Annotated in this window: 8 protein-coding genes; 5 read left to right on the top strand and 3 right to left on the bottom strand. The window is 50.9% G+C overall.

All coding sequences use genetic code 11. The annotated features are described in order from the left end of the window. Positions 1-233 precede the first annotated feature (233 nt). A complete protein-coding gene (locus BCF53_RS18670; RefSeq protein ID WP_132704215.1) occupies positions 234-710 on the top strand; it encodes an NUDIX hydrolase in 477 nt (158 codons plus the stop codon). Positions 711-806: 96 nt separating this feature from the next. Continuing rightward, positions 807-1,226 (top strand): hypothetical protein, encoded by a 420-nt coding sequence (locus BCF53_RS18665; protein ID WP_132704213.1) that lies wholly within the window; start codon positions 807-809, stop codon positions 1,224-1,226. Between the two features lie 22 nt (positions 1,227-1,248). Here BCF53_RS18665 and BCF53_RS18660 read toward each other — a convergent pair whose 3' ends face one another. Next, the gene (locus BCF53_RS18660; protein ID WP_132704211.1) at positions 1,249-2,235 is read right to left on the bottom strand and encodes a LacI family DNA-binding transcriptional regulator; all 987 of its coding nucleotides are present in this window, start codon (positions 2,233-2,235) and stop codon (positions 1,249-1,251) included. 445 nt (positions 2,236-2,680) lie between these two features. Between BCF53_RS18660 and ptsP the strand changes: the two genes are divergently transcribed. The 3 genes from ptsP to BCF53_RS18645 all read left to right on the top strand — a co-directional run bounded on the left by ptsP (position 2,681) and on the right by BCF53_RS18645 (position 10,582). Then, positions 2,681-5,248, top strand: a complete 2,568-nt coding sequence (ptsP, locus tag BCF53_RS18655; protein WP_132704209.1) for a phosphoenolpyruvate--protein phosphotransferase — start codon at positions 2,681-2,683, stop codon at positions 5,246-5,248. A gap of 38 nt (positions 5,249-5,286) precedes the next feature. After that, the gene (gene ptsG, locus BCF53_RS18650) at positions 5,287-7,029 is read left to right on the top strand and encodes a PTS glucose transporter subunit IIBC (protein ID WP_207902792.1); all 1,743 of its coding nucleotides are present in this window, start codon (positions 5,287-5,289) and stop codon (positions 7,027-7,029) included. A gap of 289 nt (positions 7,030-7,318) precedes the next feature. Next, positions 7,319-10,582 carry a glycoside hydrolase family 3 protein gene (locus tag BCF53_RS18645; protein ID WP_132704207.1) on the top strand — a complete coding sequence of 1,088 codons (3,264 nt, stop codon included), beginning with the start codon at positions 7,319-7,321 and terminating at the stop codon, positions 10,580-10,582. Positions 10,583-10,648: 66 nt separating this feature from the next. Here the strand turns inward: BCF53_RS18645 and BCF53_RS18640 are convergent, their stop codons facing one another. Beyond that, a complete protein-coding gene (locus BCF53_RS18640) occupies positions 10,649-11,098 on the bottom strand; it encodes an SRPBCC family protein (RefSeq protein WP_132704205.1) in 450 nt (149 codons plus the stop codon). Between the two features lie 298 nt (positions 11,099-11,396). Then, positions 11,397-11,954 (bottom strand): hypothetical protein, encoded by a 558-nt coding sequence (locus BCF53_RS18630; RefSeq protein ID WP_132704203.1) that lies wholly within the window; start codon positions 11,952-11,954, stop codon positions 11,397-11,399. Between the last annotated feature and the right edge of the window lie 309 nt (positions 11,955-12,263).

The raw sequence follows: 12,263 nt of genomic DNA, 5'->3' as shown, positions 1-12,263 counted from the left end.
GCGAGGTTGCCAAGCCAAAAAAATAACCAGCTGGATGAGTTACTACCGCATAACTGGGCACAGCCTGACAAGGTGTGATGGCCGGACGCTTACAGTTAGTATCCGAATTAAATGGAGTATCCATAGGCACCTGGGCTAATCTAATGGCGTATGCGATAAATTAGGTCACTGTATCAGGCGTGAGTGTTAATAATTCGCACAACACGCCACACAAAAGGATAAAAGGAGCTTAAGTGCTTAGGTTTGACGTAGGTGATAGTCGATTCAATTTCCGAAGTGCCGCAGTAATAATTCATGAAGGTCATGTCTTAATACATCGATCAGAAAAAGATAACTTCTGGGCTTTACCGGGTGGCAGAGTTGAATTTTTTGAGACTTCAGAAGATACCCTTCCCAGAGAAATCCTTGAGGAGCTGGGTGTCCATTCTTACGTAGTACGCCTTCTTTGGCATGTCGAAAACTTCTTTGAATATGCCGGCAAGAATTATCATGAGATTTCAAATTATTTCTTGGCTGAACTAGTTGAAAGACCTGAAATAACGCCCGAAGTTGATTTTCCCGGAATAGAGGAAGAATTAGATTTAATTTACCGCTGGGTACCCGTGAACAAGTTATCTGAGTATGTACTAAAACCCAGCTTCCTTGTTGAAGGCATTCAAAGCTTGCCTTTAACGACTGAGTACATCAAGTTCAATGAGCTCAGCCACTAACCGAAGCTGTTTGTAGCCGCTAAATAAAATACGTTTCGCGGTGGGCATCCACGCAATTACGCTGCAGCTTTTGTACGCTAATTTCCATAGGTAATTATGAGAGATATTGTAATTCGAAACATCAAAGCTCGTTTCGCTGTTATTGATGAATTGGCTAAATCCATCACTGAAGCGCAATTTTCTGCAAAGCTGGATGTGCCAAAGTATAAAAGTGTTGAAGATCACCTTTGGTGTATTGTTGGCGCTCGCGAGAGTTATTTTCGCGCACTATTAGCTGGCGAGTGGCAAGGGTTTAACTGTTCACTAACCGGCGAAAGCGATAAATCCAGCTATGAGTATGCGTTGTTACAAACCCACAAAAACTTTGAGAATGTGCTTTCCAGTGTTCACTGGTCTGAAAGTACAGAGACGATATTAGCCAGTTTGTACGAGCATGAAGTGATGCATGAAGGTCAGATTATTCGGCTGCTCTATGGGTTAGGTCTACAGATGCCTGAATCAAGCAAATGGGCCTAACGCTACCCCGGTAGCTTGTACCCTACTTCCTCCGCGCGGTACTGTCCCGCACCACCAGCTCCGCCGAAATCAACTCATGCTTCGGCGGCAGCGGTTCGCCTTTATGCTGAATACGCTCCAGCAACAGTTGCCCCAGCCGCTGGCCTATCCAGTGTACCGGCTGGCTCATCGTGGTTAATCGCGGGTCGGCCATCTGGTCGTAACCCACGCCATCGAACCCCACCACGGAAAGATCATCCGGAATGCGAATGCCTAAATCACGCGCGGCCTGTATTACGCCAATGCCGAGTAAATCGGAGGTACACACAATGCCGGTGACCGAGGTGGTACGCAGCGTGCGCATGGTTTGCATCTTGGCACCGTAAGAGGTGTGTTCAATGCCGGAAACGACCCACTCCGGGCGCACTTTAATGCCATGCTCCGCCATCGCCAGGTGATAGCCCACCTCGCGTTCATCCAGGAACGGCTCATCGGCATCGAACTTAAACAAGGCAATTTCAGTGTGGCCAAGCCCGATCAGGTGTTTGGTGGCTATGTAAGAGGCTTCTTCGTTGTTGAGGTCTATCCAGTCTACCGATTGGCCGGTTTGCTGGTAGTCATCCCCCTTGCCGAATACCACCACCGGTGCGGGGTAATCCAGAAAGCTGAGATCCGACTGTTCATTCAGCCCCATAACGATCAGACCATCGTATTTGATGTTAGAGGTCAGGTCTTCTTCAAACAGTACCGCCAGGTGGTTCTTGGAAAGTATCGAAGCCACACCGGCAAACAGCGTGGTGAAATAAGGGTCACTGGTGCCTAAGCGTTCAGGCACCACCAGTTTCACAATACCGGTGGAATTGGTTGCCAACGCCCGGGCAGCCTGATTCGGCCGGTAGCCCAGCTCGGCAATAGCGGCTTCCACCCGCTTTAACGATTTGGGGGAAACCTTTTCAGGGTTGTTTAAAGCCCGCGATACGGTCATCGCAGAAACTTTAGCCAACTTGGCAACATCATTTACTGTACTCATAAGCGGAGCATAGTGTTAGCGATAACAATCAGCAACAGAATTTCCAAGCAAATCGGCGATAAATAAAGCTGATTTACTTTTTTTAACAATTTCCAATGCGCTGGCGCTCAGCTGCAGACAACTGCCCTGCCCGGCACCGGTAAAGTATTGATTTTAAAAAGGAAGAACGGCTCCGTGCAAATACCCTCAAACGGTGTCGTTGAATCGGCCTGAAGCCACCATGCCCAGCTGGATCGCCGTTAAATCCAAAAAACTTTGTCAGCCCTGTTGTTAGCGCTAACATTTTTTAATAGACTCACCTTAAAAGAACAACAACCTAAGCTAATACGAAAGAAAACCTCAGATTTAAAGACTCATTCAGCCTCTATAAAAAGAGCCGGTTTTTAACTGCGGTTTTAGTAATAAGCAAAAATGTTAGCGGTAACAAACATAATAAGAGGCCAGCATGGGCATACAGCAAACTATAAGCACAGCTATACCTGACGTAACACTCAAAGCACCTATTGAAGGATTGGTTGTTCCAATCGAAGCCGTACCCGACCCTGTATTTGCGCAAAAGATGGTGGGTGATGGCCTGGCAATAGACCCGACCAGCGACATCCTGGTTGCACCCTTCGATGGTACCGTTTCCCAAATTCAAAAAACCGGTCACGCCATTACCCTGAAGCACGCCAGCGGTTTAGAAATTCTGATGCACATCGGCATTGATACCGTACTGCTGAAAGGCGAAGGCTTCCGCTCACTGGTAAGCGATGGCGACCAGGTAAAAGCCGGTCAGCCACTGATTCAGGTAGATCTCGATACCGTTGCCCAAAAAGCCAAAAGCCTGGTCACGGTGGTCGTTATTACCAATGGTGATGAGTTTGGCTGCAGCCTGCGCAAGGCGGAAGAAAACACGGTACTGACCGCCGCTAACGATTTACTGACCATCAGCCTGAATGCAAACGGCGCTGACCGGGCAACGCAAACCGGTGAATGGCAACAGAGCATGCCGATTACCATTCCCAACAGCGCCGGCTTCCATGCCCGCCCTGCTGCGGCACTGGTGAAGATTGCCAAAGAATATAAGGCGGATATTGAACTCAGCTGCAATGGCCTGAAAGGCAACGCCAAAAGCGTCACCGGCCTGCTGCAACTTAACGTGCAACTGAACGATCAGGTTGTGGTGCTGGCGCGCGGTGAAGATGCCAGCGAAGCGATCAGCGAGTTAATCCCGGCCATTCGCGCAGGCTTGGGCGATAAGGTAGAAGAAGTCACCGAACGCCTTGCCGCTACCGAAGAGCAACCGGTTGAAGCCTCGCTGCTGTTCACCGCCAACACCAACGAAAACGAACTGAAAGGTATTTCGGCGTCTCCCGGTATTGCCTTTGGTGTAGTGCATCAAATTCGCACCGAAGTGCTGGAATACGATGAGTTTGCTGAAGACATCAGTGAAGAGCTGGTCTCACTGGATATGGCCGTTTATCAGGCCCGACGCGAAGTTCAGCAACTGCACGACAAGCTGGAGCAACAGAACGAAGCCCAGAAGGCGAAAATTTTTGCCGCCCATAACGAACTGCTTTCCGACCCGGAAATTTACCAACAAGCCGTAGAATTGGTTCGCGAAGGTAAGAGCGCAGCCTTTGCCTGGAACAGCGCCTACAGCGGCCAGGCCGATCTACTGGCCAGCCTCGATAACGCCCTGTTGAAAGAACGCGCCAGCGACATCCGCGACATTGGCCTGCGCGTGCTGCGCCACATTCTGGGCGTAAGCCACTCATTGGGTAACCTGCCTGAAAACGCCATTTTAATTGCTGAAGATTTAACACCATCCGATACCGCAAATCTGGATGCCACTAAGGTGGCCGCCTTCTGCACCGTCAAAGGCGGAGCAACGTCCCACAGTGCCATTCTGGCGCGCTCTATGGGTATACCGGCGCTCGCGGGTATTGAAAAACGCGCAACCGACATTGCCGATGGCAGCGCAGCCCTGCTGAACAGTGAAGAAGGCATGCTGTACCTTTCACCAACGGCGGAGCAGGTGACTGCACAACAGGCGAAGCACACCGCGCAACTGAAAACCCGCGAGCTGAACCGACTGGATGCAGACAAACCTGCCACCACCACCGATGGCACGGCCATCCATGTGGCCGGCAACATTGGCTCGGTGGCCGATGCCGCCGCTGTAAAAGCGAACCACGGTGATGGCGTTGGCCTGCTGCGTTCCGAGTTTATCTTCATGAACCGCACCTCCGCACCGAGCGAACAGGAACAGTATGAAGTGTATCGCGCGGCCGCTGAAAGCCTGAAAGAAAACCAGCCGCTGATTGTGCGCACGCTGGATGTCGGCGGCGATAAACCGCTGCCCTACATCGATTTACCGGAAGAAGAAAACCCGTTCCTGGGTGAGCGCGGTATTCGCATCGGCTTAGACCGCCCTGCCCTGCTGCGCCAGCAATTACGCGCGCTGTTACGCGCTGCAGAACACGGCAACATTCACGTTATGTTCCCGATGATCAGCGACCTGCACGAACTGAAACTGGCCAAGCAGGTGCTGGAAGAAGAACGCACCAAACTTAACGCGAAAGCGATTCCGGTCGGCATCATGATTGAAGTGCCTTCAGCGGCCGTCATGGCCGATGTACTGGCACCGGAGGTCGATTTCTTCTCGGTCGGTACCAACGATTTAACCCAGTACACCCTGGCGATGGATCGCGGTCACCCGAAACTGGCGTCACTGGCCGATGCACTGCACCCGTCTGTGTTACGCATGATCAAACTGACGACCGATGCCGCCGCCAAACACGGCAAATGGGTAGGCGTTTGTGGCGGCTTAGCCAGCGAACCCTTAGCCGTGCCGGTTCTGGTGGGTCTGGGTGTCACCGAGCTATCCGTTAATATTCCTGCCATCGCCGATGTGAAAGCCGCAGTCCGGTCGCTGGAACTTACTACCTGCAAAAGTGTTGCAAGCAAAGCCCTCAGACTCAGCTCTGCCGGTGAAGTACGCGCACTGTTACAGGCATCACAAAGCTAGCATTACAAAACAAAAATAATGATAGGAGCTTACGCACTATGAGCATTGCAAAAAACGCCTTCGGGCAACTACAAAAGGTCGGTAAATCGTTGATGCTGCCGGTCTCGGTTTTGCCAATCGCCGGTATTCTGCTGGGGGTCGGTGCCGCGAAATTCAGCTGGCTGCCAGAGGTTGTTTCCAAAATTATGGAAAACGCCGGTGGCGCTGTTTTCGGTAACATGGGTCTGCTGTTTGCCATCGGTGTGGCACTGGGCTTCACCAAAAACGATGGCGTTTCTGCACTGGCCGCTGCGGTCGGTTATTTCATTATGATCAAAACCCTGGCGGTTGTCGCACCGGGTACCGATGTTGGTATTCTCGGCGGTATTCTGGCTGGCGGTGTGGCTGCCTGGGCCTTCAACCGCTTCTTTAAACTGGAACTGCCCGCCTACCTTGGCTTCTTTGCCGGTAAGCGTTCAGTACCAATCATCACCGGATTCACCTGTATTGCGCTGGGCGTGGTGCTTTCGTGGATCTGGCCTCCTGTGGGCAACGGCATTAAGGCGTTTTCTCACTGGGCTGCTTACCAGAACCCTGAAATTGCCTTCGCCATTTACGGTGTGGTTGAACGCCTGCTGATTCCTCTCGGCCTGCACCACATTTGGAATGCTCCGTTCTTCTTCGAAGCCGGTTCCTGTATCAACGCTGCCGGCGAAGCATTAAACGGCGTACTCACCTGCTACCTGTCTGCCGATGAAGCAACCCGCGCTGCCGGCAATGGTTTTGGTCAGCTATCGGGTGGCTATATGTTCAAGATGTTCGGTCTGCCGGCTGCAGCTCTGGCCATCTGGCACACTGCGAAACCGGAAAACCGCGCGAAAGTGGGCGGCGTGATGATCTCTGCTGCGTTCACCTCGTTCTTAACGGGTATTACTGAGCCTATTGAATTCGCCTTCCTGTTTGTTGCGCCGGTTCTGTATGTTATTCACGCGCTGCTGGCCGGTTCTGCATTCTTCCTGATGAACCTGTTCAACATTGTTCACGGTACGTCGTTCTCGCACGGTTTTATCGACTACGTCGTGCTGTTCTCCAAATCGGATAAAGGCTTGCTGATACCGGTATTCGGCCTGGCGTATGCCGCGATCTACTACATCGTATTCCGCGCTACCATTACCGTACTGAACCTGAAAACGCCGGGTCGTGAAGAAGAAACAGAAGCCTCTGCACAAGCCGCTGCGGCAGCAACCTCTGGCGACAGCCGCATCGATGGCATCATCACCGCTTTCGGTGGCGCAGCCAACATCGTCACACTGGATAACTGCATTACCCGTCTGCGTATCGACGTAAAAGATGTCTCTCTGGTGCAATCTGAAACCCTGAAAGCCTTAGGTGCCACCAACGTACTGGTGATGGGTAACGGCGTACAGGCAATCTTTGGCCTGGAAGCAGACACCCTGCGTACCAAAATGGCGGAAGTGATGGAATCTGGCGTGCCGGTTCAGGCAACCGCAGCCCCGGCGGCAGCGGTGGAAAAAAAAACAGCCCCAGTCTCGGAATCCAGCATTGAGGTCGCAAAACAATTGATCGCACAGCTGGGTGGTAAATCGAACATTCAGGATGTTCTGGCCTGCGCCACCAGCCGCCTGCGATTAGAACTGAAACAAATGGTAGAGCTGGATGCCAGCCAGTTGAAGGCACTGGGTGTGAAACACATCATGCCAATCAACGACACCGTGGTTCACCTGCTGATGAACGACGAGGCTGCCAGCACCGAACAGGCTATGAAAGACCAGCTTGTTTAAACCGGCTAAACGCTTACTCGCGTAGAGAGAAAACCCGGGAAAACTAAACCAAAAAATGGGCGTGCACCAACGCCCACTTCCCGGGTTGTTTTTTAGAACTAAAAAAATAAATAACAAAACAAATCAGTCAGCGACGCTTTAAAACCCTATCAGCCACCCACCGTGGCGCTGTTTTTAGGCCGCTTTTAAAACTGAAAACCTGCATTGATAAAACACCAATAACAACCGTAAACGGCGCATTGTTGCACGCTGTTGTGCACCCTGCTGCCAAATGCAAGTGAGAGTCACCATGCACTTTAAAAAATCTATTTTATCCTGCTGTATTGCAGCCATCCTGGCCAGCAGTTGTCAGGTAACCGACGAAACCGAGGCTTCCGCCGTGCCCTATTTTTCCGACTGGCCGGTGATTGAAAGCGCCGTCACCGTGGATGAAGACATCGAAACCGCCGTGGCGAACATTCTGGCGCAAATGACGCTGGAAGAAAAAGTTGGCCAGATGATTCAACCCAACCTGTTAGAAGTTACTCCCGAGGAAGCCAAAGAATACAAACTCGGCTCGCTGCTCAACGGCGGCGGTGCCTGGCCGAACGAAGACAAATACGCCAGCGCAGCCGATTGGGCAGAAACCGCCGATGAATACTGGGAAGCCCTGGAAGAAGCCTACGCCGACCGCGGCTTCCGCATTCCGTTCATCTGGGCCACCGATGCCGTACACGGCCACAACAATGTGTATGGCGCTACGGTATTTCCGCACAACATCGGTTTGGGCGCGGCCAATAACCCGGATTTAATCGAACAGATTGGCCAGGCCACGGCTGAAGAAGTTGCCGCCACCGGCCTGGATTGGACCTTTGCCCCAACCGTAGCCGCACCACGCGATTACCGCTGGGGCCGCGTTTATGAAGGCTACTCGGAAGACCCGGAAATTATTTATCAATACGCCAGCCGAATGGTGCAGGGCCTGCAAGGCGGTGCCGAAGGTTTAAAAAGTGAAACCCATGTGATCTCTAACGTAAAACACTGGGTGGGCGATGGCGGCACCTACGATGGTGAAGACCGCGGCGAAAACCATTACACCGAAGAATATCTGCGTAACATTCACGCCACCGGTTACTTTGCCGGTCTGGATGCCGGCGCACAGGTGGTGATGAGTTCGTTCAACTCCTGGCACAACGATGCCAACTACGATCAAAACGGCACAGGCGACTATAACTACAAAATGCACGGCAGCAAGTACATGCTCAACGATGTGCTGAAAAATCAGATGGGCTTTGATGGCTTAATCGTCACCGACTGGAACGGTCAGTCTGAAATCACCAACTGCACCTCGGCCAATTGCCCGGAAGCGGTGAACGCTGGCAACGATGTGTTCATGGTCACCGAAAACAGCAACTGGAAAGCCTTCTACCAGAACGTCATTGATCAGGTAAACGACGGCACCATTTCTGAAGAACGCATCGACGATGCCGTTACCCGCATACTGCGCGTAAAAATGCGCGCCGGCCTGTGGGATAAACCCAAACCTTCAGAGCGCGAACTGGCCGGCAACGACGACGTTTTAGGGTCCGATGCTCACCGCGCCATTGCCCGTCAGGCGGTCAGCGAATCGCTGGTACTGTTGAAAAACAAAAACGGCATTCTGCCCCTGAGCACAGAGGCTTCGTACATCGTCACCGGCAGCGCCGCCAACGACATTACCAAGCAAACCGGTGGCTGGTCACTGACCTGGCAGGGCACCGACAACACCCTAGAAGATGACTTCCCGGGGGCCACGACCCTGCTGATGGCCATTGAAGATGTGGTCGGGGAAGAAAACGTGTACACCAGCACAGAAGATGCCCCAGCCGATGCCATCGCCATTGTCGTCATTGGTGAAGACCCTTACGCCGAAATGTATGGCGACATCAGCGCCAGTGAAACGCTGGAATTTGCCTCTCTCAACTCCGGTTACGCGGAAGACTCAGCCGAAGTGATCGCGCTGGCGGAGGCCGGCTACCCTGTGGTGACGGTGTTCTATTCCGGCCGGCCGCTGTATGTGAATGAAGAGATTATGGCGTCTGATGCATTCGTTGCCGCGTGGTTACCGGGCACCGAAGCCGGCGGTATTACCGATGTATTGTTCGCCGAAGACGGAGCCGACTTCAAAGGCCGGCTATCGTATTCGTGGCCGAACACCGTGTGCTCAACCACCATCAACCGCGATGCGCCCAACATTGAAAACTACACCACGCCAGTGGATGGCCAAACCGGCGAGCTGATTGAGCAGGAAACCACCGGTGAATACGCACCGCTGTTCCCGTATGGCTACGGCTTGGGCTATGCCAGCAGCGATACCGAAGGCATGGATCAGGATTTGGATAATCTGGTACTCGATGACCGTGATTACGGCTGCGGCCAGGACGCACCGGATAACGGCGTGGCCACCACCAATCTGGAAATTTACGGGGTTTCAGCTTCCAGCGACTATGCCGCGCGCATTTCCGGCACGGCCAATGGCTGGGCAGGGCTGGAGGTTTCCAACGGGGCCGATACCTCCATTGGCTCGCTGACCACCTCGCCGATTGATTACCAGCATCAGCAGGATGCCGTGAACGTGGTGTTCACCGGGGAGTCGGCGGCGCAAATTTACATGCAAACCGAAGACGAAGAAGGCACCGATTTGTACAGCTACGTGAATGCCGATGCCACGCTGCAGTTCGATATCGACATGAAAACCGATGCACCCGAAAGCCTGGTCTTGTCTACCCATTGTGAATGGCCATGCCTGGGTGAGGTCGCGATTCATAAGGTGTTGCCGGAAGCTTCGGCTGTCGATGAAAGTAACTGGACAACCGTAAAAATACCGCTGCAATGCTTCATCGATGAAGGCATGGATTTCTCCATCACCAACACGCCGTTCCTGCTGTACTCTGAAGACGCGGTTGAATTTAACCTGGGCGAAGTGCGCTATGTACCAAACAGCGTGGATGCTGCCGAGGATGCCGTAACCTGTGAACAACTGGCCGCCGAACCCCTGGTAGCGCTCGATGAAGACAGTGTGGATGTTATGGACACCTGGTCAGAACTCAGCGATTACCAGACCGACACCACCGATTGGTCAGGCCTGACCGGTCACGTCACTTACAGCACGGAAGTCATCGACGGTGAAACAGTGCTGACGGCGGTTTACGACGCCACCAGCCCGGAAAGCTACAAGGGTATGGTGATCATCAGCGGCAGCAGCCAGAACCTTTCCAACTACACCGCGGGCACTTTAAGTTTCGATTTATGGATTGAAAGTTACGGCACGCCGGCAAACGAGGGTGAAACAGAAACCGAAGGCTTAACCTTCAAGATGGAATCGGACGATGGCGGCATGAGCAGTGATTACCTGCTGACCAAAGCTGACTATGCGACCGGCATTTGGCATTCGGTGACTGTGAACATCAGTGATCTGAACAACAACACGTTGGATATTGAAGCGGTGAATCACCCGCTGGCGTTGTTGCCTTCGTGGAGCGGATCGCAGGCTGGGTTTGAGTTTAAAATTAAGAACATAATTTTGGCGAAATAGTTTTTCAAGGCTATCAAGTTTAGCGGGCGTTGCGCCCGCTTTTTTTGTTCTCGATAAGCCGTCTACCTATGAATTCATTTCTAACTTTACTTTTAAATCATTCATATCTTTTTCAAAAGCCTTTTTCATCGAACCTGCCATGAAGAAAAACAGTGCGCTCGTTACCTTTGCAAAAAAACTGTTAGCCTGCCCTGAAAAATCAATGGTGACTTTAGTTTGGCCATTATCTTCTGAGAAGCGCCAATCTGAAATGTAATGCATACCATTTGAATGGGCTTCCTCCCTAATGTGGTCAGATGGAGAAAAACCGGTAATTTCCATAACCTCACTGGCCTCTTTGCCAAACATCACACGCGTTTCTTTAAATTTTGTACCCACACCAATTTCTTCTGCTGAAGTAAGGATTTCAACTTTTGTGATGGCCTGAACATTATGTTCCAGGTTACTCAAATCAGAAAAAGCTTTAAAAACTTCATCTTTAGGGGCATTAATCTGGCACTGGGCTTGAATTTTCATGTTTTACTCTTTAAATCAGCCAAAGAAAGTGTTCTGAAATTGTAGCAGCAAGAAATGGGATGGTATGACTTATAATTGATTTTGGCCGATAGCTTGAACAAGCTCCTCATCAAGCATGGAGAAGGTTCTATGATTTAGGATGGGTGTCTTGTTAAGTTCCTGAAACTTGAGTTTTTCTACAGCTTCAACGCCCTGTTAAGGCGTGAGCAACGAAATGCCCATACCTCTGCATACCACCTTAAACACTAAAACCAACGCACAGTAAAAATGCCACGCGTTGTGAATCACTCTTAAATAGTTAGCAGGTGTTAGAACTATATATTTCACAAGCAGGCAGATGTTTCTTTAAATTCATTTCACCCTCAACGCCGATTGATGTCTCAAATACATCCAATATTGAAAGACTCCTGCAACCACAAAGATATTTAATACACTCGTCTGTAAACTGCATACCCCTTAGCAAAAGGCAATTCAAGTGTACCAATCCTTTTAAGTAGCGAAGATCATCATTCGATAATGTGCTTTGATGGATATGCAATCGTTTAATTTCATTAAACTGGACAATTTCTTTTAGCTCAACAAGTCCAATTTCAGACCTGCAATATATTGCTTCTACTTCAATCTCGAATTCTTTGTTCGCGACCAACTCAGACTTCTCTGTCTGAGATAGGTCCTTCCATTCGATAGGCAATGTTGGAGCCCAATAAACACCCATATTTTTTTTAGAGAGGTCTATCAATTTGAGCTGACTGGTGGATGCCACTTCAGACAGCCGAAGATCAAAATGCTCATCAAGTGTCACTTCCCCTGTATTACATCTAGTAACCTTCCCGCTGTATGGATAGATTTCATTCATGACTGCTAACGCCCCTGAACTGCGGCGCAATGAAGCGCAGCGTAATGGAATCCGACGCCCGCCGCGGAGCGGTTGTTATCGGGCATGACCAGCTTTGGATTGTTAGGTATTGTACCTATTGAGAAGATATTCAAAATAGCTACGCTCTTGGTGATTTGGTTCGAATAGACTGCTAGTCAGAATGGAATATAGAACCATGTAGATATCATTAATAGAGCCTGTAGATAAATTTGTGTAACTGCTTATCATCATTGCCTGCAAAGGCTAAGGATAAGCACTATGAACAAAGAGCAACTTGAAGCCCTGGCT

This window comes from Reinekea marinisedimentorum (assembly GCF_004341165.1).
In the GTDB taxonomy this organism is placed as follows: Bacteria; Pseudomonadota; Gammaproteobacteria; order Pseudomonadales; family Natronospirillaceae; genus Reinekea; species Reinekea marinisedimentorum.
This window is presented reverse-complemented; position numbering and strand designations above follow the sequence as displayed.